The sequence below is a fragment of the Arthrobacter sp. U41 genome (genome assembly GCF_007679325.1).
GTDB lineage: Bacteria > Actinomycetota > Actinomycetes > Actinomycetales > Micrococcaceae > Arthrobacter.
The window spans coordinates 868170-889334 of the sequence record NZ_VEGI01000001.1; the positions used below are offsets into that span (position 1 = coordinate 868170).

17 protein-coding genes are annotated in these 21165 nt (G+C 66.5%); 5 read left to right on the plus strand and 12 right to left on the minus strand.

The genetic code is table 11. From position 1 onward, the window contains the following. Positions 1–28: 28 nt before the first annotated feature. From FS787_RS03995 to galE, 4 genes are all read right to left on the minus strand, one after another. On the minus strand, positions 29–958 hold the full coding sequence (locus tag FS787_RS03995) for a type II secretion system F family protein (RefSeq protein ID WP_395940325.1): 930 nt from the start codon (positions 956–958) through the stop codon (positions 29–31). An 8-nt stretch (positions 959–966) separates the two neighbouring features. After that, a complete protein-coding gene (locus tag FS787_RS04000) occupies positions 967–1821 on the minus strand; it encodes a type II secretion system F family protein (RefSeq protein ID WP_144670998.1) in 855 nt (284 codons plus the stop codon). Continuing rightward, complete coding sequence (locus FS787_RS04005; protein WP_144670999.1) at positions 1821–3044, minus strand: CpaF family protein; 1224 nt, start codon at positions 3042–3044, stop codon at positions 1821–1823. The genes FS787_RS04000 and FS787_RS04005 overlap by 1 nt, the downstream gene beginning before the upstream one ends. Positions 3045–3199: 155 nt before the next feature. Further along, positions 3200–4243, minus strand: coding sequence for a UDP-glucose 4-epimerase GalE (galE, locus tag FS787_RS04010; RefSeq protein ID WP_144671000.1), 1044 nt, complete (start codon positions 4241–4243; stop codon positions 3200–3202). Between the two features lie 222 nt (positions 4244–4465). On the opposite strand from galE, the gene FS787_RS04015 reads away from it, so the two are divergent. Then, positions 4466–7171 carry a GH25 family lysozyme gene (locus tag FS787_RS04015; RefSeq protein WP_144671001.1) on the plus strand — a complete coding sequence of 902 codons (2706 nt, stop codon included), beginning with the start codon at positions 4466–4468 and terminating at the stop codon, positions 7169–7171. Between the two features lie 75 nt (positions 7172–7246). On the opposite strand, the gene FS787_RS04020 is transcribed toward FS787_RS04015, so the two are convergent. The 7 genes from FS787_RS04020 to FS787_RS04050 form a co-directional block, all read right to left on the minus strand. Beyond that, a complete protein-coding gene (locus FS787_RS04020) occupies positions 7247–8392 on the minus strand; it encodes a glycosyltransferase family 4 protein (RefSeq protein ID WP_144671002.1) in 1146 nt (381 codons plus the stop codon). A gap of 79 nt (positions 8393–8471) precedes the next feature. After that, positions 8472–9563 (minus strand): acyltransferase, encoded by a 1092-nt coding sequence (locus FS787_RS04025; RefSeq protein WP_144671003.1) that lies wholly within the window; start codon positions 9561–9563, stop codon positions 8472–8474. Beyond that, positions 9560–9958 (minus strand): DUF2304 domain-containing protein, encoded by a 399-nt coding sequence (locus FS787_RS04030; RefSeq protein ID WP_144671004.1) that lies wholly within the window; start codon positions 9956–9958, stop codon positions 9560–9562. The genes FS787_RS04025 and FS787_RS04030 overlap by 4 nt, the downstream gene beginning before the upstream one ends. A 4-nt stretch (positions 9959–9962) precedes the next feature. Next, positions 9963–10601 (minus strand): glycosyltransferase family 2 protein, encoded by a 639-nt coding sequence (locus tag FS787_RS04035; RefSeq protein ID WP_144671005.1) that lies wholly within the window; start codon positions 10599–10601, stop codon positions 9963–9965. Between the two features lie 68 nt (positions 10602–10669). Further along, entirely contained in the window at positions 10670–11164 is a 495-nt protein-coding gene (locus FS787_RS04040) for a hypothetical protein (RefSeq protein ID WP_144671006.1), read from the minus strand. A 2-nt stretch (positions 11165–11166) separates the two neighbouring features. Beyond that, on the minus strand, positions 11167–12504 hold the full coding sequence (locus FS787_RS04045) for a glycosyltransferase (protein WP_144671007.1): 1338 nt from the start codon (positions 12502–12504) through the stop codon (positions 11167–11169). Further along, positions 12501–13469: a glycosyltransferase family 4 protein gene (locus FS787_RS04050; protein ID WP_144671008.1), complete on the minus strand. Its 969-nt coding sequence runs from the start codon at positions 13467–13469 to the stop codon at positions 12501–12503. The genes FS787_RS04045 and FS787_RS04050 overlap by 4 nt, the downstream gene beginning before the upstream one ends. A 123-nt stretch (positions 13470–13592) precedes the next feature. Between FS787_RS04050 and FS787_RS04055 the strand changes: the two genes are divergently transcribed. Further along, positions 13593–15470, plus strand: coding sequence for an ABC transporter ATP-binding protein (locus FS787_RS04055; RefSeq protein WP_260982381.1), 1878 nt, complete (start codon positions 13593–13595; stop codon positions 15468–15470). A gap of 43 nt (positions 15471–15513) precedes the next feature. Here the strand turns inward: FS787_RS04055 and FS787_RS04060 are convergent, their stop codons facing one another. Next, positions 15514–16413 carry a hypothetical protein gene (locus FS787_RS04060; RefSeq protein ID WP_222124041.1) on the minus strand — a complete coding sequence of 300 codons (900 nt, stop codon included), beginning with the start codon at positions 16411–16413 and terminating at the stop codon, positions 15514–15516. Positions 16414–16642: 229 nt separating this feature from the next. On the opposite strand from FS787_RS04060, the gene FS787_RS04065 reads away from it, so the two are divergent. From FS787_RS04065 to wecB, 3 genes are all read left to right on the plus strand, one after another. Beyond that, on the plus strand, positions 16643–17788 hold the full coding sequence (locus tag FS787_RS04065; protein WP_144671009.1) for a glycosyltransferase family A protein: 1146 nt from the start codon (positions 16643–16645) through the stop codon (positions 17786–17788). Positions 17789–17912: 124 nt separating this feature from the next. Further along, a complete protein-coding gene (locus FS787_RS04070; protein WP_144671010.1) occupies positions 17913–19919 on the plus strand; it encodes a DUF6541 family protein in 2007 nt (668 codons plus the stop codon). A 78-nt stretch (positions 19920–19997) separates the two neighbouring features. Beyond that, positions 19998–21071 carry a non-hydrolyzing UDP-N-acetylglucosamine 2-epimerase gene (gene wecB / locus FS787_RS04075; protein WP_144671011.1) on the plus strand — a complete coding sequence of 358 codons (1074 nt, stop codon included), beginning with the start codon at positions 19998–20000 and terminating at the stop codon, positions 21069–21071. The last annotated feature ends 94 nt before the right edge of the window (positions 21072–21165 follow it).

Sequence of the window (21165 nt, forward strand, 5' to 3'; positions counted from 1 at the left end):
TCCGCGCGGTACCCGTGGCCCCCGCGTCCTACAACCCCAGGCTGATGGCGGCCAGGCCGGGGAAGACGGCGAACACGACCGTCAGTGGCAGGACGCCGAAGACGACCGGCACCATCATGCCGATTTCCTTCTTGCCGGCCGACTCCATCAGCTCGCGCTTTGCCGTATCGCGGACGTCCTGGGCCTGGGCCCGCAGCACATCGGCGAGGGGTGTCCCCCGCTCCACCGCCACGATCAGGCCGTCCACGAAGCGGAGCAACGGTCCGAGTTCCGTCCGTGAGGAGAACTCCTGCAGTGCTTCCACCAGCGGTTTTCCGGCCCGGGTCTCCGCAAGGACGCGGGTGAAGTCCTTGGACAGCTCGCCCCGGGCGCTGCGGCACACCCGGTCCAGCGCGCCGGTGGCGCTCTCACCGGCGCTGACGGCGAGCGCCATAAGCTCGGCAATGCTGGGGAACTCCGCCATCATGCGTGCCTCCCGCCTCCGGACCTGGGCGCCCAGCAGGTAATCGCGGAACATATAGCCGCCAGCCGCGGTGCCGAGCACCAGCACAACAGCCAGAAGGGGGCTGAACCGTCCGGCTGCGCCGAAAAGCACAACGGCTCCGACCGCCGCGACAAAACCGCCCGCACCCCACAGCAGCTGTTCTGCCCGGAAATCGGCCGGCGACTTGTCAGTTCCGGCCCGTGCCAGCCGGCGGCTCAAGGCCATGGATCCGGGATTCAGCCTCCCCAGCCATGTCACGGCATCGCCGATGACCGGCCGCAGGATCCGTTCCAGGGGTCCGAACGGTGTAATGTTTCCCGGCACCGTGCGCAGGAGCCGGGATTCCAGGTTGTGGGACTTCAACTGCGGTGCGATGCGGTCAACAAACGTCGTCGGCCGCATAAACGGCAGCCTCACCAGCAATAACCAGGCACCGCCGCCAAGGACCGCTCCACACGCCACTGCGGCGGCCATAAGCCCGGTCACCGGAGCACCCTCTCGTCTTCCGGCAAAGCCCCGATGCGCAGCATAACGGCATAGGAGATCAGGGAGACCGCCAGTCCGCCCAGCAGGACGGCTGTGCCGAGCGGGGTGTTGTAGGCGGCGACTGCTTCGGGCCGGCTCGCCAGCAGCACCAACACGATCCAGGGTGCTGCGACCGCGAGCCGGGCGGCGTTGACGGTCCAGGACTGCCGGGCTTCCAGTTCGCTTCTGGTGCGTGCACTCTCCCGGAGGAATTCCGCCAGGGTCCCCAACAGCCGGCCGAGATCCGAGCCGCCCACTTCCCTGGTCAGCCGGAGCGCCTCGACGATCCGGTCGGCCACGGGATCCGCCAGACGGTCCTTGAGCCGCGTGAGCGAGGGATCAAACTGCCCTCCCGAACGGTAGTCGGAACCAAAATCGCGGAACACGTGGCGGAGTTCGTCAGGGCCCTTGTCGCCCAACTGGATGAGGGCTTCCGGCAGGGAGAGACCGGCCCGGATGGCCGACCGCAGGTGGTCGACGACGTCGGGCCAGAGCTGGCGCAACACAGCGGCGCGCTTCCGCGCACGCCATTTCACGATGGCCATGGGAAGCCAGCCCCCGAACAGGCCAAAACAGCCCGCGATGGGCCATGACCTGGTGACGGCGAAGAACACGAGTGTGGTGAACACGCCGACGCCGATGCAGCTTGCCAGCAGGCCCGGGGCGCTGACCTTTTCGATGCCCGCGGTCCGCAGCAGGTCCTCGAGACGGTTGCGCCGCGGGCCGGGCCTTGCCTTCGCGGGCTGCTCCCACGCAGACCACCAGATCAACAGGAGACCCGCGCCGGCGAGCATTCCGAACATCGCCGCCATCAGCGCGGCTCCAGCATACCTGCGACGTCGTAGCCCGAACGGGCGAACTTCTCCGCCGACGGCATCGAGTTGGCCCTCGGCTGCAGCTGTCCGTCCGTGAGGGCGAAGACCATGGAGGACTCGATGATGCCGTTTTCCACCCGTCGGCCCAACGACAGGATCTCTGTCACCTCCCGGCGTCCGCTCGCCTGCCGGGCACAGTGGACCACGAGATCGATGCAGGAAGCGACCGTCGGCACCACGAAGGCGCTGGAGATGTTCTCGCCTGCCAGCAACGGGAGGGTGCAGATCTTCGTGACGGCGTCGTGCGCCGAATTCGCATGGACCGTGCACATCCCCGGCATTCCTGAATTCAAAGCGATCAGCATGTCCAGGCTCTCGGCTTCCCGGACCTCTCCCACCACCAACCGGTCGGGGCGCATGCGCAGAGCCTCCTTGACCAGCCGGCGCATGGGAATTTCACCTTCGCCTTCCAGGTTTGGCTGCCGGCACTGCAGCCCCACCACGTCCCTGAGCGGAAACTGCAGCTCGAAGATCTCCTCGACGGTGATGACGCGCTCGCGGGTTCCGATGCTCGCGGCCAGGCAGTTCAGCATTGTGGTTTTGCCGGCCTGGGTGGCGCCGGATACCAGGATGTTCAGGCCGCTGGCCACGGCCGCGCCGAGGAACCTGGCAGCCTGGGGCGTCAGCGTGCCAAGCTCCACGAGATGTTCGAGCCGGCTCGCCCGCACGACGAATTTTCGGATGTTGATGGCCCAGTGGCGCCGCGTGACGTCCGGGATCACCACGTGGAGGCGGGAACCGTCGGGTAGCGCGGCATCCACAAACGGGGACGACATGTCGAGGCGGCGCCCGGAACTCTTGAGCATCCGTTCCACGAGGTCCCGGACCTGCTGGTCCGTGAGCGAGACCGACGTCAGCTCGGATTCGCCGTTCCGGGCTACGTAGACCTCATTGGGGGCGTTGAGCCAGATTTCCTCGATGGCGGGGTCGTCGAGGAGGGGCTGCAGGGCACCGAACCCGGCGACGGCGTCGAAGACAAACCTCCGGGCGGTCTCCAGCGGACCGATGGGCGGGAGGGGCGCCAGCAGGGCCCGCTCGTCGTAATCCGTGACCGCCGCTTCGACGAGGCGCCGGACCTCACCGGCCTGCCTCGAGGGATCGAGGCCGCGCCGGCGAATCAGCTCGCGGACTTCGTCCTCGACAATGCGCACAGCCTCCACGATGGCCCCCAATATGACTGCCGCCCTGTCCCCGGGCGCTGCAATTGGGTTAAAGCTAAAGGAGCCGGGGCGCGCGGGCAAGGGTGCCCGCCGTCGTTTGTGGATAAGCTGCCGGCAGCGGCGCCGCGCCCGACGGCGGGCGACGCCGCCCGGAGCTACTTAGCCGTTACCCCGGAAGTTTCCGGAACCGCGGCGTAGCCCTGCGGGTTGCTGCTCTGCCAGCGCCAGTGGTCCTCGCACATCTGCGCCAGGTTGCGGTGCGCGGACCAGCCCAGGTCGGCGAGCGCAGCCGAGGGATCGGCGTAGCTGACGGCCGCGTCGCCGGGGCGGCGCGGGGCGAATACGTAGGGCACGGGGTGGCCGGCGGCCTTGCCGAACGCTTCGATGACCTCCAGCACGGAGGAGCCGCGGCCGGTACCGAGGTTCCAGCGGAACACCCCGGCCTTCTCGCGCAGGTAGCCCAGCGCGGCCAGGTGCCCGGCAGCCAGGTCCATCACATGGATGTAGTCGCGCACACCGGTGCCGTCCGGCGTCGGGTAGTCATTGCCGAACACCATAACCTTCTCGCGGCGCCCCACGGCCACCTGGGCCACGAACGGCAGCAGGTTGTTGGGGATGCCGCGGGGGTCCTCGCCGATCAGGCCGGACTCGTGAGCTCCCACCGGGTTGAAATAACGCAGCAGCGCGATGCTCCAGCGCGGGTCTGCGGCACCCACATCGGTCAGGATGTCCTCGATCTGTTCCTTGGTGCGGCCGTACGGGTTGGTGGCGTCCAGGGGGGCCTTCTCGATGAGCGGCACCTCCTCCGAGGCGCCGTAGACGGTGGCGGACGAGCTGAAGACCAGACGGCGGACGCCCGCGGCGTCCATGCTATGCAGCAGGTTCAGGGTGCCCACCACGTTGTTCTGGTAGTACCAGAGCGGTTTTTCCACCGATTCTCCGACGGCCTTCAGCCCGGCGAAGTGGATCACGGCATCGAAGCCACCCTCGGCGAAGACTGCGTCGACACCCGCGGCGTCGAGCAAATCCACCTCGCGGAAGTCCACTTTCCTGCCCGTGAGCTCCTCCACCCGGCGAAGGGATTCCTGGTTGGAGTTCATCAAGTTGTCGAGGACCACAACGTCGTGCCCCTCCTCGAGGAGACAAAGCGCCGTATGGGATCCGATGTAGCCGGCACCGCCGGTAACCAATACCTTCATGGGTTCCAGTCTAAGTTGCTCCGTGGCGCGGAGACGCACAACGGAATGATCACAAGTCACACAGTTAACACTGGCAACTCTGGCATCACTGACATGCCGGTGCTACCGTGGCCGCGTCAAGACCCACCGATATTGACTTTTCGGTGTCCGCTGAGCGGACCACCGGTCATCGTGAACTAGATGACGTGTTTTCCGGAGCGCGTCGTTGCTCCGGAGAGACACATGAAGCCGAACCCGCCCCTGGCAAAACGACGCACCTCGCTGGTCAAATCCCTGGCCGCCCTGGTTGTGGCCACCGTTTCCGTGGTGGGCCTTCCGGCACCGGCGGTCGCCACGGCGCCGGCCCCCACGCCGTCTCCCTCGGCGGGCAGCGCAGCGCCGACGTCGGCACCCGCTCCGGCCCCGACGTCGACGGCGGTTCCCTCTTCGACGGCGACGGCGGTTCCCGCTCCCGCTCCGACGGCGGCCCTTCCGGCGGCCACGACGGAAGCGGCCCCGGCGCCCGCCCCAACCACCACAAGCTACCGGGACGCCATGGCAGCGGCCGCCGGACCGGCGGGCGCCGAGATGGGCCACAGCCTCAAGGGCGGGCGCGCGGCCCGGACCGAGTCAGCGCCGGCGACCGAGGGAACATGGTCACCCACGTTTGGCGTCAAAGGCCTGGACGTCAGCAAATGGCAGGCGGACGTCAACTGGCAGACACAGTGGAACCTGGGCGCACGCTTCGCCTACGTGAAAGCCACAGAAGGCAACTACTACACAAGCTCTACCTTTGCCGCCCAGTACCAAGGCGCCCGCCAGGTGGGCATGATCCGGGGCGCCTACCACTTCGCCAACCCGCTGGCGTCGTCAGGAGCGGACCAGGCCAGGATTTTTGTTCAGAACGGAGGGGGCTGGACGGCGGACGGTTACACGCTCCCACCGGTGCTCGACTTCGAGGCCAACCCGTACGCCGGGCAAACAATCGACGGGTACTACCAGGGCAACAGCTGCTACGACCGGTCTCCAAGCCAGCTGGCGAACTGGGTGCGTGAGTTCGGAAACACCATGAAGGCGCTGACCGGGCGGCTCCCGGTGATCTACACAAACACGTCCTGGTGGAAGTACTGCATGGCCGACGCCGCGGGCTTCGGCGATTACCCCCTGTGGACCGCCTACTGGCCGAGTTCCGCCAGCAACTATGCCGGCCCGCTGCCGTCGAGCTGGAGTGCCTACTCCTTCTGGCAGTACAGCGAATCCGGCCCGTTTGCCGGTGACTCCAACGTCTGGAACGGCGATTACGAGGCGCTGCGGCGCTTCGCCTCAAACTCCGGGGCCAGCCTGAACACCCCGGTGGATGACTTCAACGGCGACGGCCGCAACGATCTGCTGAGCATCCGCGCCGACGGTGCGCTCTGGTTCTACCCCGGCAACGGCCAGGGCGGCTTCTCGAGCCCAGTCCGGATCGGCACCGGCTGGCGGATCTACTCACGCATCGTCGGCGTCGGGGATTTCAACGGCGACGGCAGGAACGATTTCACCGCCATCAAACCTGACGGCTCCATGTGGTTCTATGCGGGAACAGGGACGGTTGGTGCCGGCAGCCAAGGCTATGCCTCAGCCATCAAGATGGGCACGACCAACTGGAGCGCCTTCAGCCAGGTCGCGGGCGTCAGGGACTTCAACGGTGACGGCAGGAACGACCTCGTCGCGGCCAAGAAGGACGGAACGCTCTGGTTCTTCGCCGGCACACGTACCGTGTCCACGACGCAGAGCGGTCACGCTCCGGCCCTCAAGATCGGCTCGTCAGGCTGGAATGCGTTCACGAGCATCGTCGGCGTCCGGAACTTCGGCGGTAAACCGACCAACGATCTGCTCGCCACGAAAGCCGACGGCAGCCTGTGGTTCTACGACGGAACGGGCACTGTCTCTGCAACAAACCCGGGCTACGCCCCGGCGTCGCGCATCGGCACCTCGGGCTGGAACAACTTCCTGGAGGTACTGGGAGCCGGCGACCTCAACGGTGACGGCAAGGCGGACCTGCTGACCCGCCGTCGTGACAACGCATTGCTCTTCTACGCCGGCACCGGCATGAACGAAGCGGGGTACAAACCGGCCGTCAACATCGGCACCTCCAGCTGGAACAACTTCACCATCGTGGAGTCCGTTCAGGACTTCAACGGGGACAGGCGGCCGGACCTCCTGGCGGTAGCCAAGAACGGTGCCCTCTGGTTCTACGCCTCAACCGGGACCAACGGCTACGCGGCCGGCCGCCAGATCGGGACCGGCTGGCACGCCTACACCAAGCTCGTCGGCACAGGCGATATCAACGGAGACGGCAGAAGCGATCTCCTCGCCGTCAGGGCCGACGGAGGCCTCTGGTTTTATGCCGGCACCGGGGACCTGTCCGCCGGCCGTGAGGGCTACTCCGCCGGCCGGAAGGTGGGCACGGGCTGGAACGTCTACAGCAAGCTCATCGCGACCCGTGACTTCGACAAAGACGGCAAAAACGATCTGGCCGGCATCCGCCCGGACGGCTCGCTCTGGTTCTACCATGGCACCGGCAAGGTGTCCGCCACCGATGAGGGGTACTCCCCCGCCGTCAAGGTCGGATCCGGGTGGTCAAGCTTCCATTCCGTCGCCGGCGTCGAGGATCTTGACGGCGACGGCATCAACGACCTCGCCGGGATACGTCCCGACGGAACCTTCTGGTTCTATGCGGGAACCGGGAAGGTCTCGGGCACCAGCCCCGGCTACCGAGCCGGGCAGAAGATCGGCACCTCCGGTTGGAATGCCTACTCCATCCTGCTCGGGGCGGGCAAGCTCAACGGGGACGGGTACCCGGACCTGGCAGCCGTGAATCGGAACGGCAGCCTGTGGTTCTATGCCGGGGCACCCGGGCGCAACAGCGGCTACCGGCCGGCAACGCAGACGGGCACGCTGCCCTAAAGAGGGCCAGCGCGCCCGGGCGCCAGGTCCCGGGCGCCAGGGCCCGGGCGCCAGGGCCCGGGCACCAGCCGAGGTTCAGGAAGCCGCGGACTCCGCGGCGGGCAGCAGGTCGCGGATCGCTGCTTCCCAGATCTTCACCTGCGACTCCGCCGCCAGCGGTGCCGCGGCACGGTCCGCTGCCCGCTTCCACTCCATGATCTGCCCGCGGTCCAGCGACTGGATGGTCGCAGCCAGCGCGGACGGTGAAAAGTCGGGAGTGACGGTGCCGAACCCGTACTCCTTGACGATTTCCACCATCGAGGGCGAGGGTCCCACAACAACTCCTAGCCGGGCCTGCACCGCCTCGAAGAACTTGTTGGGCAGGGCGTTCTCCATGTTGAAGTTCGTCGGCGGGAGGAACACCAGCGAGACGTCATAGCCGCTCAGGGTCTGCACCAGTTCGGCGTACGGCACGGGTTCGCGGAAATGCACGGCCGGGACGTCAGCCGCCGCCTGCTTCAGTTCGGCGACGTAGTCCGGCTCATTGGGCATCACGATCATGTCCAGTTCAACGCCCGCCGGGGCGCTGCGCATCGCCTCGATCAGGTTTTCCAGTTTCCGGTACCGCTGGCCCGCGGCGCTGTGGATCAGCCGGATGGTCTCCCCGACGGGCCGCGGCGTTCCCGGCGCGAAGGGAGCCGCGTTGGTGACCACCTGCGCCGCAACTCCGAAATCTGCGGTGTACTGCGCCGCAATGCCGGGAGCCACGGTGGTGAGCGAGCGGGCCTGGGGCAGGTAGGTCCGGCAAAGCCACCGCATGAACGGGGCCACGAACAGGCGCCATTTGAGGTCGTCGTCCTTTTCCTTGGGCGCAAACTCGTGGAGGTCGGAATGGACCCCGTACTTCGGCTTCAGGTCAACCGCCACCGGAAGCGTGTTCAGGTCGTTGGCGAGCACGACGTCGACCGACAGTCCCGCGAGCAGCCGCCGCGCCTGCTGGACCGCGGACATTTTTTCGTAGGCGCGCCGGTAGCGGCGCCCGAGCAGTCCGATCCTGTCCGAAGGCCAGCCGACGGCATCCGACGACAACGCAAAATGTTCGTCGACGCCCTCCGGTGCAGCCCCGTAGCCGCACGTGATGAGGTGGTACTTCCCGCTGAAGAGTGCCACCTGCTTGAGCACGCGGGGGTCAGACCGGATCGGTGAGAACGAAATAATGAGAAGTCGGGGCAAGGCTGTCATGCCTCCATCATTCCAGACGGGGAGGCCACCCCTCACGTCCGGCCGCCGCCCACCGGCTCCGGAGCGCGAGTGCCTGCAGTTAGAAAATATTCCGGACGAAGCGGATGCGGGAGGCAAGGACGGCGACGGCGAAGCTCAGGGCCAGCGTCACCGCGTAGCTGGCGAAACCCGCCACCATCGACTTTCCGTCGTAGACCGCGGGCACGTTCAGCCTGATGATCTCGAAGATCAGCAGATGGACGAGGAACACTCCAAAGGAGGCGCCGGACAGGGTCACAAGCAGCCGCCCGGTGACGCGTCCCGGCGTGATCCGGCGGAATAGGGACGTGGCGGACAGAAACACCGCCACGGACAGCATCATCACGGTCAGCGAGACGTAGCTGACCGGCGACACGACGTTCAGCAGCCCCGCCTGTCCCCGGTGTCCGTACTGCCACAGACACAGCGCCGCCAGGCCGGCGGCTGACAGGAGGGCTACGAACAGCGCCCGGCCGTTCAGCCTGACGTCCCGCAGCGCGCGGCCGGCCACAAAGTAGCCGACGTAGGGCAGCCAGTGGATGAAGATGTTCAGGCTGATCGGCCGGGCGAACCCCAGTGACGCGGCGATTCCGGGGACCATATAGACCAGCGCCGTGGCACCCAGCAGGATGGCCGCGAGGGCCTGGGCGCGGCGCGGTCCGCCGTCCTGCAGGAAGGCCGAGATAAGAGGGGCAACAGCGTAGAGCCCGAGAATCAGCCACAGAAAATACAGCTGCGTGAAGACGGAACCGTCAAGGAGCAACTGGACCACCCTGGCCGGGGAGAGGTCTTCGCCGCGCATCAGCCACCGGACGCCGACCAGATAGATCAGATGCCATGCGATCAGGGCGGGCAGCAGCCTTAGCGCGCGTTTGCGGTAGAAGGTCCGTGGTTCCAGGGCCGTCTTCCGGGGCGCCAGCAGGAGGGCGCCGGAGATCATCACGAAGACCGGGACAACCCAGATGAAGGGGATGTCCAGTCCGGCCGCCAGCCACCAGTTGCGGGACTGGGGCTCGGAGTGCCCCAGGACATACCCGAAGAGGTGGATCGCGACGACCCCGCAAATGCTCAGGATTCTCAGGATGTCCAGGGAGTAGTCACGCGGGGCGGCAATGGCCTCCTGTTTGTCCGAACGAGTCCCGAGCTCTGTCATTCAGTTTCCTGGGCTCGTTCCGAGAACACGGTCGAGGACGTCCCCGGCGCATCCTTGAGCCAGGGACGGGGGGTCTCGTCGATGGCGATCCGCCGGGAAAGTTGCGTCAGCGTTGTCTCCATGTGCCGGAAGCGCTGGTAGGTGGTGGCCATAAAGACCATGAAGCTGACGACGAGACCGTAAAGGACCAGATCGGTGCCGCGGCCGATTCCCAGGGAACGGGCGAGCATGGTGAGCAGCTCCGGGAAGAAAATCGACAGGGCGGCCACACACGCGAAAATCACCAGCATGATCCGGCGGATGGCCAGGTGCCGGGCATTGGAACCGCCCCGCATAAGCGCCAGGGAGACGACGATGACGGCAAGGACGAGAACTATTTGGACGATGATTTGCAATTTCTCACCTAAACAGGAGGTCAGCGATGATGTTGACGGAGTTCAGCAAGGACTGGCCTTTTGCCTTTGAGTAATCGGTGTAGATGATCTCAACGGGGTGTTCCACCCAGCGGGGGCTGATCTCGGACACCTGGTGGATCAACTCGGAGGCGTGCGCCATCCTGTTCTGGGTGAGGTGGATCTTGCGGGCCACATCGGGCCCGATGGCGCGCAGCCCGTTGTGCGCATCGGTCAGCGCCATTCCGGTAGCCATGCGGGACTGGACCGCGGCGGTCCGCAGCACCAGCCGCTTCGCCGGGGAAAGTTTTGTGCGGCCGTCGAGGAACCGTGAGCCGAGCACCAGGTCAGCTTCGCCGGTCCGCACGCGGTCGGCCATGGCCTTGGCGTCTTCAACGCGGTGCTGCCCGTCGGCGTCGAACGTTACGATGCAGTCCAGTTCGGGATCCTGCAGCGCGAACTCGAATCCCGTCTGGAGGGCAGCGCCCTGGCCCAGGTTGACCGGGTGTTGGACAACCACGGCGCCGGCCTGCCTGGCCACTTCCTGCGAACCGTCGCTGCTTCCGTCATCGACGCAGACGACGTGCGGGAATTCTTTCCGGAGTCCGTCGATCACCCCGCCAACGACGGAGGCCTCGTTGTACATAGGTATGACTATCCAAGTGCGACTCACCCATCAAGTATTCCACAGACGGCACGTTTGACCCGGGCGGCTCAGCGTTCCGCTATCCGGCGCAGGGCGTGCATCATGGCAATCGGGCCGTGTACCAGTGGGGCGGCCGTTCGGCACCTGAGTTGCCAAACCGCCCGGTTTGCGGCGACGTCGGCGGCCACCACTACATCGGCGGCAAGCAGGGCGGTCTGCAGCCCGGCACTGCGCGCTACGGCCTTGGCAAGCTGACGGGATTCCCAGTTATCCCTGGCCAGCCTCCCCGCGATCCCGAGCGGGCCACCTTTGCGGGACAGGGCACTGAGGACTGACTCGAGACGCCCCGGCCCGGCCGGCACCAGGGGGACCAGTTCCAGTCCGGGGGCGGAGCGCACCACGGCCGGACCGGCGCCGGCAACATAGGCGGCGGTGACGCTCAGCTGACGTTCCGTTGGTTCAACGGACTCCAAAGCACGGCTCCAGAGGTTGTCCAGCGTCGCCTGGGGGTGCGGGCTGCGGCCCACAACGATGCCCAGGCGGAGATTTCCGGTCGGTTTCATAGCTAGGGGTTACTCTTTTCTTCCGCCAGCGGCCTCTGGACCGGGTGGCCCACGAGGTCCCGCAGATCGGAAATGACGGGTGCCAGGATGGCGCTGCGGGCAAACTGCTGGCCGTATTCCCAGGCGGCATCCCACGCGGCGCTGTCCGGATGAGCCAGCGCGTCGGCACATTTCTGCAGGGCTGCGGCGATGCTCCCGGGGGTGAGGTCCTTGGCTGGAAACCACAATGGATAGTCGCGGAGCAGCTCGGTGGCGGCGTTGCCCAGATCGTGGACCGAGACGATCGGCAGCCCGGTCGCCAGATACTCGGCGGTCTTGCCTCCGGTCACGAACTTTCCGGTGGACAGCAACAACAGGAGCGCGTCCACGGAGCCGTAGAAGCGGGCTACGTCGCGCTTCGAAATCGGGCCTTCGTACGTCAAGCCGTTCTGCGACGCGGAACCGAAAGTTTCAAGGATCTCGGCGCCGGCCGCTCCCGAAGCACTGAGCTTCCCGCGGAACACTGCCTCGGCCCTGGCTTCGGGGGCGGGAAACGCCATGCCCCACCCCTGCAGGAACTCGGCCATCGGCATGTTGACGTACTGCAGGGTTCCCAAATACCCGAAGCGCGGGTGCTGGGTCTGCCGGATTCCGGGCGGCGCGTGTCCCGGCTGCGGGTCGAAGCCGTTGGGCACCACCCGCATCGTCGCTGCGGATTCGGGGTACCTGGCGGCGTATTCATCCCTGATCTGGTCGTTGACGAACCATGAACCGGCGGCCTCCGCCAGGAACTGCGCTTCCAGTTTTCCGCGCCGGCTCGCCGTGTTGAAGTCTTCCGCGCCGGTGATGGTGTTGAAGGCCCAGGCATCGCGGTAGTCCATGATGTAGGGCACCCCCTCGAGAGAGTGGGCGACCCCGAACGCAACATAGGGGCTCGCGGACGCCATGACCAGATCGACCGGCTTGTCGGCGTGGACATCCCGCGCCGCTTTGCTGGCGGGGGCCAGCCACGCACCATGGAAATCCTCCGGGAAGTCCTTCCGTCCCCGGCGGCGCATGACTTCCTTCCAGACGTAGGGCGCTTCAATCCTCAGCCGGGAGAACCGGCGAAGGTCGCCGCGGGCAGGTTCCTCCGATCCGCCGTCGTCCACCTGGACGATGCGGATCCGGGGATCCACCGAGTCGGCCAGCTTCTGGTCAACTCCGGAAATTTCGGACCAGATGTTGCTGTCCAGGGTCAGCACCGTGACGTCCCAGCCGTCCTCGGCGAAGGCGTTGGCCACCGCCGTGCAGCGGTACACGGACGAGGCGGTGCTCGGCGGAAATGCGAAGGCGATGTACAGCAGGTGCGGCTTGCTCATACGGACCTGCCCAGCACCTTGGCGTAGCCCGCCTCGAGGGTCGGGATCATGCCCGTGGCTCCGTGATGGACTCGGATATATTCCGGCCCCTGCAGCTTCTGCGACGTCGTCACGGGGTCGGCCAGGGCCTCCCGCGCCGCCTGTCCGACGTCGGAACGGCTCACACTGATCGTGGCAAGATCCGCGCTGTAGCCGTCCACCTGGTCGGCGAAAATCGTCGGAACACCGATCCCCATGGCCTCCAGCTCACTCGTGGCCAGGATGCCGGCCACCTGCCCCACCGCTACATGGGCCTGGGCGAGTTCCTGCAAAAACTGCTGCTTCGGCATCTTGGGAATGAGCCTGACGCCCAGCTCCGCAGCCTCGGCCGCCCTGTCGCCCCAATCCAGGCCGACGATGTCCGCCCCGTTCGGCCCCCCGACGGCGGCGACGACGTCGGCCGCGACCTGCAGCAGCGTGTCCCCTCCCTTGGAGGCATCCCAGCGGGACGGGAAAATGACCCGTGGCCGGGGCGCCGGAGCCCACGCCGGCAGCTCCGCCATGTTGACGGGGATCGGCAGGTATTCCGCGTCGGGCCGGGCACGTTCGGCCTTTTCGCGCAGGTCCGGGGTGGCGTACCAGACGTGGCCTGCGCCGTCGATGTCGGCTTTCATTGCCTGGTGGTGCTGGTCCTGCCAGTAGTTTTCCCTGATATCGGTGCCATGCAGGGTCAACGCGTAGGGCCGGGACAGGGCGCCGCGCGCCCAGACCGCACGCCCGCCCATGTTCACGTGCCACATGCTGGTTCCCGGGTACGCCAGAAGCTGTTCAGCCCGGAACCGGTAGTAGGCTGCCTTGCCCCCGCCCCGCGTCCAGGGTCCTTGGATGAGCCTCCACGGCTGGCCCTGCCTGCGGCCCTCGGCCACGAGCGTTTTCGCGACGTCGGCGCAGTCGAACAGTTGGGTGACTCGGATCTTCTGACTCATGGAGTCCATCATCTCATTTGGCCGCGGGTGGCCCGTCAGGCCCCTCCCGCGGCGGATCCACTGGCGTTTCACCACGGTCGCGTGCCTGACGGGAACGGGGGCCGCGGCAGCACCCCGCGTAGTATGGGATGGATTCTTCCCACCGCCGTCCTGGAGTACTCCTTGAAACACCTGCGCCGCACGATGCGCGAGCTGCTGCCTCTCCTGCCCGCCAACGCCAGGCGGTTCCTACTGCTCTTTGGTGTGCTCTCGGCGGTACTTTCGCTCCTTGATGCGGCAGCCCTGGGCGTTTTTGCGCTTGTCCTGAATCAGATCCTCAAGGGCGGGACGATGACCCTGCCGGTCTTCGGTGACGTAACGCAGGAATTCAGCCTCCTGATCCTGGTCGGATCGGCCCTGGTGATGATCCTGAAATCCGTGCTGAACATCTGGCTCCAGTGGGTTTCCACCCGCAAGTTCGCGGACTATGAGCTGGAGATTGGCTCCATTCTCTTCCAGAGCTACATCCGTGCCCCCTGGACGGAACGGATGAAGCGCTCCACCACGGAGCTCGTCCGGATGATCGACGTCGGCATCGCGAACACCGTCTCGGGTGTCCTTTTCCCTGCGGTGACGCTTCCGGCGCAGGCCCTGACCTTCGTGTCAGTCCTGATCGTCCTGGTGGTCGCATCGTGGCAGACCGCCCTGGTGACGGTCATCTACCTCGGCATCATCGCCGCGTTCCTGTACTTGTGGCTCTCCAAGAAGTCGTATGAGGCGGGACGGGTGAACCGTGATGCTGCGATGCGCATGTCCACGCTCGTGGCCGAAATGCTCGCTGCCCTGAAGGAAATTACCCTCCGCGACAAGGCTCAGGAAGTCGGCAACATCGTCCTGCACAGCCGTGAACGGGCCGCCCGGTCGCGGTCGAATATCCGGTTCATGAGCGCGGTCCCCAAGTTCGTCATCGACATGGCCCTGATCGGCGGCTTCTTGCTGATCGGCGCGGTCGGCTTCATGATCGGCGGCATGGAGGCCGCGATGTCGTCCGTGGCCATCTTTGGCCTCGCGGGCTTCAAACTGGTGCCCGCCCTGACCACCGTCCAGGGACAGCTGACCCTGGTCCAGTCGACCCTGCCCTACACCGAGACAGTGATGCGGGACATCAAGGACGCCGCGGTACTCCGGGAGAACGCCGAGAGGCTCGGCAAGACCCCGATCACCAACGAACCGAAGCTGCTTGAGCTGAAGGATGTTGAGTTCACCTATCCGGGTGCCGAAACCCCGGCCGTCACCAACATCAATCTCAGCCTCCCCATCGGTTCGTCCGTGGGCATCGTGGGACAGTCCGGAGCCGGTAAATCGACCCTGATCGACATCTTCCTCGGTTTGTTGACCCCGTCGAAAGGCAGCATGACGCTCGACGGCGTGCCGCTCGAGGAAGTGCTGGCTGACTGGCGCAAACGGGTGGGCTACGTACCCCAGGACGTGGCGATTTTCGACGGCTCCGTTGCTCAGAATGTGGCTCTGAGCTGGGGTGGCGACATCGACGAGGAACGCGTCCGGACCGCTTTGGAACGCGCCCAGCTCCTTGAGACCATAGATGCCCGCGCCGGCGGAGTCCATGGCCGGGTGGGCGAGCGTGGCCTGGCGTTGTCCGGCGGTCAGCGTCAGCGCCTGGGCATTGCCCGTGCACTGTATATGGACCCTTTGGTGCTGGTGCTCGACGAGGCCACCAGTGCATTGGACACGTCCACGGAAGCCGCGGTTGCGAACGCGATCAGCGAACTGCACGGTGAGATCACGGTCATTTCGGTGGCGCACCGCCTCTCCACCGTCCGGAACAACGACCGGATCTGTTTTATGAAGGACGGCAGCGTGATTACCCAGGGAACTTTCGAGGAAGTCATCCGCGCCAATCCCGACTTCGCCCAGCAGGCCGCCCTCGCGGGTCTCCACGACCCGGCCGTGGCCTCCCCGGCCGCCGGGGAAGCGGCACGCCCGGAGGCACGCGCGCTGTAAGCGTCCGTGGCGTGAGCGCCGTTCCATCCGCTGCGCGGATTCCTCAGCGGCTCGCGATGCCCCGGTAGAGATCCTCCAGGCGGTCCACATAGGCTGCCGCGTCGTAGCGGGGCAGCGCCCACGCTGACCCGCCCAGCGTGCTCGCGCAAGCCCGGGGGTCGTTAAGCGCTTCGAGGACCTGCGCGACGACGTCGTCCTCTGTTCCCTCCAGGACCGGAGGCGTCGAGCCGTCGTCCGGCCGGGGAAGGCGTGTCCCCACTGCGGCGAGCGGGAGCCCCATACAAAGGGCCTCGAACTCGCTGGTGGCGAAGTTGTTGGTGGCCTGGCCGACCGCGACATGCGCAGCGGACATCACGCGGTGGTATTCCTCCTGCGACATGCGGTCCAGCAGCGTCACCCCGGCCTCGGCCGCCCGCCCGGCACCCGGTCCCCAGTTGAGTCCGAGGATTCTCACATCCGGGCCTGCGGCCCGCCGGAGCTGGCGGGCGAGGCTCAACTGCCGCTCCATCCCTTTGTCCTCGTCCCAGCGCGAGACGAACAGGATGTTCGGGCGCGCGTCCGGCTGCCAGGCGGGAAGGCTGGCCGCGTCGACCAGCGCAGGCAGGAACTCGGCATCCGGCCGTGCGGCCACGGCGTTGTCGGCGGTGTCATTGTTCGCATAAAAAACGTGGGCGGCGCCGTCGATGGCGCGCTGGATCTCATCGTGGAAGTGGGGATCGGCCCACTGTTTGCGGATGTCGGTACCGTGCAGCGTGAGGGCGTAGGGGCGCTTCGGCATCCCCCGTTCACGGAGCAACCGCGCGCTGGTGGCGTAGTGGACGTGGACAACATCCGTCGTCCACAGCTTTGCCGCCCTCCGGGCGACGTAGGGTACAAAGCGTGCCCGGGCCACGACCGGGTTGGCGGGCGCGGCCGCCATGGGGCGCACCTGCTCCGGAGGCATGTAGTCCCATTTTTTGCCGGCCCGGCCGGCCGCCCGGACCATGTTCCGGGCCACAAAAGCGCAATCGTTAAATTGCAGTACCCGGGGGTCGGGTGTCTCCCCAGCCTCCGTGCTTCGGACAGCGGGGGACGTTTCCCGGGCGGCGTGGACGGAATCCCGAGTTTCGTTTTGCACCCAGTAAGGTTATCGCGGGACTCCCCAAATACCCTCGCTCAGGAGTAAGTAGTCCATGACCCAAAGCATCGAAGTCGTCATCCCGGTCCATGACCCGGAGCGGCCGGTAGCGCGCGGAATAGCGTCCGTCCTTGACCAGCGCGCTGCGCTGGCCGCCCGCGGTGTCGATCTGCACGTGACGGTGGTGCTGCACAACCTTGCCGCGGACAGCCTGTCCGGCCCCGGGTTTCAACCCGGCGTCGACGGAGTCACGTACCTCAAGCATTCCGACGGCGTGGCGTCACCGGCCGGCCCCCGGAACTACGCCCTTGGCCGCAGCGGCGCAACCTACCTCAGCTTCCTGGACTCGGATGACTACCTGGAACCCGGTTCACTGCTGGCATGGTGGGAGGTGGCCGAGGCGCATACTGCCGCGGCCGTGATTGCACCGCTGCGGACTCCTGCGGGGAACATTCTCCCGTCGCCGCGAATTCGGCCGTCGAAGCCCGGGGTCCTCCACCCCCTCCGCGACGGGCTGGCCTACCGCAGTGTGCCCTATGGCCTGTTGCGCCGCGAGAGCCTGCTCGCCTTGGGCTTCAGCTACACCGAAGGCGTCCCCACCGGCGAAGACATTGAACCAACCCTGCGGCTGTGGTTCCGTTCCGGTGCCATCTGCTACCCGTACGGCGCACCGGCCTACCGGCAGACCGATGACTCCGGGCCGGCCCGCGTGACGAGTTCCATCCGGCCGCTGCGGCAGGAGTTCGCGTGGCTGGAACACCTGCTTGGGGCGGACTGGCTGCAGCAGGCGTCGACGGCGGAACGGCGCGCCATCGCCCACAAGATCCTGAGGGTGCACGGCATCGGCGCCTTGCTCCGGCGCGCGGACGCACCTGACTCCCCCGGCCGTGCCCCATTGTGGGATCCCGAGGAAAGCCTGTACTGGCGCGGACTGGCAGCAAGGGTCCTGTCCCTGGCCGGCGGTTCCATTCCCGGCATCAGCCGGCGCGACGCCACCCTTATCCAGGCGGCCGGCGCGGCCAGGGACCTTCGGCACCTGCAGGTCCTGGCGGCGGAATACCGGGCCTCCGGCAGGAGCGGGGAGCTGCTCACCCCACGGATGCAGGACTCGCTGTCAGGCGATTCGATCATTCGCCACTACGTCAACGAGAGACTGCGGGCCGCGACCGGCGTTTTCAGGGCACCGCCCGCCGCGCCCTGATGACGGCACCCCCGCCGCGGTGCCGCCCGCTGCCGGAGGCACAGGGCTCAAGGGGCACAGGGCTCAGGGGCACCGGCCCGGCTTGCTAGACTCGAGTCGGTAAATCGGACGGGCAGGAGCATTAATGAACTGGTGGCAGGCGTTTCCCGCTATCGCCGTGGCCGCACTCTTGCTCTTCCTCCCCGGGCTCATCCTTGCGCGGGCACTCGGCACCAAGGGCTTCGCCTCCGCGGCGATGGCACCCCTGGCGTCCTGCGGGCTCATCGGGCTTGCGGGCGTGGTGGGGGGCCTGCTCCGGCTGGACTGGGGGATCCTCAGCTACGTACTGGTCACAGCCGTGTGCACCGGCCTGGCATTGCTGCTTCGGCGGTTCTTCAGGGGCCGGGTTGCCGCAGTCGCACCGGCCTCGGCGGCGCCTGTCGCCCAGTGGGCGGCAATCCTGGGCGGCATGGCCGCGGGCTCCTACCTGATTGTCAGCCGGCTGTGGCCGGCCATCGGCAAGCCGGGAAACTTCGCCCAGGTGTATGACAACGTTTTTCACCTCAACGCGGTCCGGTACATCCTCGAAACCGGGAACGCGTCGTCGCTGACGTTGGGCCGTATGCTCAACCCGGATGCCGGGATCGCCATCTACCCTTCCGTGTGGCATTCCCTGGCTGCCCTGGTTTCCCAATTGACCAGCAACGACGTCATCGTCAGCCAGAACGCCGTGATCGTGGCTGTCAGCGTGATCTTGTGGCCCTTCGCTTGCATCATGCTGGTCCGGGGCATTGTCGGCCCCCGCGTCCTGCCGCTTGTTTTTGCCGGCGCCTTGAGCGGCGGTTTTTGGATGTTCCCGCTGCAATTGCTCCAGTGGGGCCCGCTGTATCCCAACACGCTTGCCTACAGCCTGCTGCCCTTGGCGCTGCTGGTCCTCGTGGGGCTGTTCAACGCGGGGCGCGAACGATTTATGGACAACGTCAGCCTGTGGTCCTTCCTGCTCATTGCCGTTGCGGCGTTGTTCCTGTCGCAGCCCAACGGCGTCACGGCGCTGCTGGCATTCTCCGTCCCGCTCATTGCCGCCGCGTGGTTCAACCAGCTCCGCGCCCGCATCCGGGCGAAAGCGGGCGCCCGGGCAATCGCCTTCGTGGTGCTCTGGGGGTTCGCCGCGGCTGCAGCCTTCCTCGTCGTCTGGCAGTCCTTGCTCCTCAGCTTCGACAACTGGAAGCCCAGCCGGACGCTGGCCCAGGCGGTGGAAGACGTGGCAACAGGCACGCTCCTTGGCGGCAGCGCCACAACGGTCGCCTCCGTGGCGGCCCTCCTGGGCATCATCACGATCATCCTGCGGCGGCGTGGCGGCTGGATGATTGCCTGCGCGCTGATCGCCGCCGCCCTCTACATCGTCGCGGTCTTTATGTATCAGGGCCGCTTCCGGCACTTCACCACCGGCAGCTGGTACCAGGACCCCTACCGGCTCGCGGCCTTGGTGCCCCTGTTTACGATTGTCCTCGCCAGCGTCGGCGCTGACGGTCTGGTGTCCGCGGTCCGGGGCTGGCTTGGGCGCATGGCCGAGCGGCGGCCGGCCGGCCGGCGTCTTGGCCTGCCACAGTTCCGGGGATCCGGAAGCCTGTACGCCGTAGCAGCGGCGGCCATCCTTGCCCTTGCCTTTCACACCTTGGTGGGACGCGTCCATGATCCCGGGCTGACCGCCGTATCCACCAAAATCACCGAAACATACTCATACGTCCCGGGCTGGGCAGTTTCCAACGACGAATTCGCCCTCATGTCCCGGCTTGGCTCGACTGTTCCGGAAGATGCCGTCATCGGCGTCAATCCGTTTAATGGCGGGGCGCTGGCCTACGCCATCTCCGGCCGCCACGTCACCCAGTACCATCTTGCGCCCGCTCCCGACGCCGAACTGCGCAAGATCGCGAAGGACATCACCACGGCGCAGGCCGGATCTGAAACCTGCCAGCTCGCAGGGAAAGACCAGGTCCGCTACATCCTCGACTTCGGCCGCTTCTACATGCTCAACTTCCCGGAGGCCGGGTCCTACCCCGCGTTCGTCGACGTCGCCACTGCCGAGGGTGCCAAGGTGGAACTCGTGGACCAGCAGGGCGCGGCCAAACTCTACCGGGTCACCGCGTGCTGACCGGGCCTGGCCTGCCAGGCCCGGTGGGCAGGATCACAGCTGCCCTGGCCGGACGCGGCTTTCGCCTAAGCTAGAACCATGCGTATTCTCAGCGTCGTCGGCGCAAGACCACAGTTCGTAAAGCTCGCACCGATCGCATCAGCCATTTCCGGCCGGGCAGAACACCTCATCGCCCACACAGGCCAGCATTATGACGAGCTCATGAGTGACGTCTTTTTCCGGGACCTGGGTATCCCCGCCCCCGACTTTAACCTCGGGGTGGGATCCGGCAAACACGGGGCACAGACGGGCGCGATGCTCGGAGGCCTTGAGGAAATCCTGGAAGAGGCCAAGCCGGACTGTGTCCTGGTCTACGGCGACACCAACTCCACACTGGCGGCGGCCATCGCGGCGGTCAAGATGCACATCCCGCTGGCCCACCTCGAAGCGGGGCTGCGTTCCTTCAACCGGCGCATGCCGGAAGAGCACAACCGCGTCCTGACGGACCACGCGGCGGACCTGCTGTTGGCGCCCACCCAGGTTGCAGTGGACCACCTGGCCAATGAGGGCCTGGCCGGCAAGACGGTACTCGTCGGCGACGTCATGACCGATGTCCTGTTCCAGGTCCGGTCGTTGCTGGAGCAGCGCAATGAGCCCCTCCCCCTGGATATGGAGCCGGGCGGCTACTACGTCAGCACCATCCACCGCCCCGACAACACGGACTCACCGGCCCGCCTCAAGGCCATCCTCGACTCCTTGGCATCCCTGGACCGGCCGGTGCTCCTGCTGGCCCACCCGCGCCTGGTCAGTCTGGCGGAACGTCACGGACTGACACTCGAGCAGGGCAGCATCCGGGCCTGCCCGCCGCTGGCCTATCCGCAACTGGTCAACGCCGTGCGGAACAGCGAAGGCGTCGTCACGGACTCCGGCGGGCTGCAGAAGGAAGCATTCCTGCTGCGCGTGCCCTGCACCACCATCCGTCCTGAAACGGAGTGGGTGGAGACCCTCGAATCGCGCTGGAATGTCCTGGTCAGCGAAGACCTGTCCATCCTTGCCGACACCGTAAAGCGGCCCGCACCTGAGCCCACGGACGCTGCCCCCTACGGCGACGGCCACGCCGCAGAGAAGATCGTGGACGCGCTGCTGGACTTCAACGCACAGTCGGCCAGGTAGCAGGATCCGGCATTGCCGGTGAGGGGCGGTAGCTGACGGCAGGACGTCAGCTACCGCCCCTGCTGCTTTCCGGTGCCCGGGAAGGGCGCCTAAG

What these genes read in the sequence shown, in the direction of transcription:
- FS787_RS04060 (WP_222124041.1), bottom strand. Translation starts at nt 16,413, where the DNA reads ATGCCTCCGGAGCAGGTGCGCCCCATGGCGGCCGCGCCCGCCAACCCG.
- galE (WP_144671000.1), bottom strand. Translation starts at nt 4,243, where the DNA reads ATGAAGGTATTGGTTACCGGCGGTGCCGGCTACATCGGATCCCATACG.
- FS787_RS04040 (WP_144671006.1), bottom strand. Translation starts at nt 11,164, where the DNA reads ATGAAACCGACCGGAAATCTCCGCCTGGGCATCGTTGTGGGCCGCAGC.
- FS787_RS04055 (WP_260982381.1), top strand. Translation starts at nt 13,593, where the DNA reads ATGGGATGGATTCTTCCCACCGCCGTCCTGGAGTACTCCTTGAAACAC.
- FS787_RS04025 (WP_144671003.1), bottom strand. Translation starts at nt 9,563, where the DNA reads ATGACAGAGCTCGGGACTCGTTCGGACAAACAGGAGGCCATTGCCGCC.
- FS787_RS04020 (WP_144671002.1), bottom strand. Translation starts at nt 8,392, where the DNA reads ATGACAGCCTTGCCCCGACTTCTCATTATTTCGTTCTCACCGATCCGG.
- FS787_RS04015 (WP_144671001.1), top strand. Translation starts at nt 4,466, where the DNA reads ATGAAGCCGAACCCGCCCCTGGCAAAACGACGCACCTCGCTGGTCAAA.
- FS787_RS04050 (WP_144671008.1), bottom strand. Translation starts at nt 13,469, where the DNA reads ATGAGTCAGAAGATCCGAGTCACCCAACTGTTCGACTGCGCCGACGTC.
- FS787_RS04035 (WP_144671005.1), bottom strand. Translation starts at nt 10,601, where the DNA reads ATGTACAACGAGGCCTCCGTCGTTGGCGGGGTGATCGACGGACTCCGG.
- FS787_RS03995 (WP_395940325.1), bottom strand. Translation starts at nt 958, where the DNA reads ATGGCCGCCGCAGTGGCGTGTGGAGCGGTCCTTGGCGGCGGTGCCTGG.
- FS787_RS04045 (WP_144671007.1), bottom strand. Translation starts at nt 12,504, where the DNA reads ATGAGCAAGCCGCACCTGCTGTACATCGCCTTCGCATTTCCGCCGAGC.
- FS787_RS04065 (WP_144671009.1), top strand. Translation starts at nt 16,643, where the DNA reads ATGACCCAAAGCATCGAAGTCGTCATCCCGGTCCATGACCCGGAGCGG.
- FS787_RS04000 (WP_144670998.1), bottom strand. Translation starts at nt 1,821, where the DNA reads ATGGCGGCGATGTTCGGAATGCTCGCCGGCGCGGGTCTCCTGTTGATC.
- FS787_RS04070 (WP_144671010.1), top strand. Translation starts at nt 17,913, where the DNA reads ATGAACTGGTGGCAGGCGTTTCCCGCTATCGCCGTGGCCGCACTCTTG.
- wecB (WP_144671011.1), top strand. Translation starts at nt 19,998, where the DNA reads ATGCGTATTCTCAGCGTCGTCGGCGCAAGACCACAGTTCGTAAAGCTC.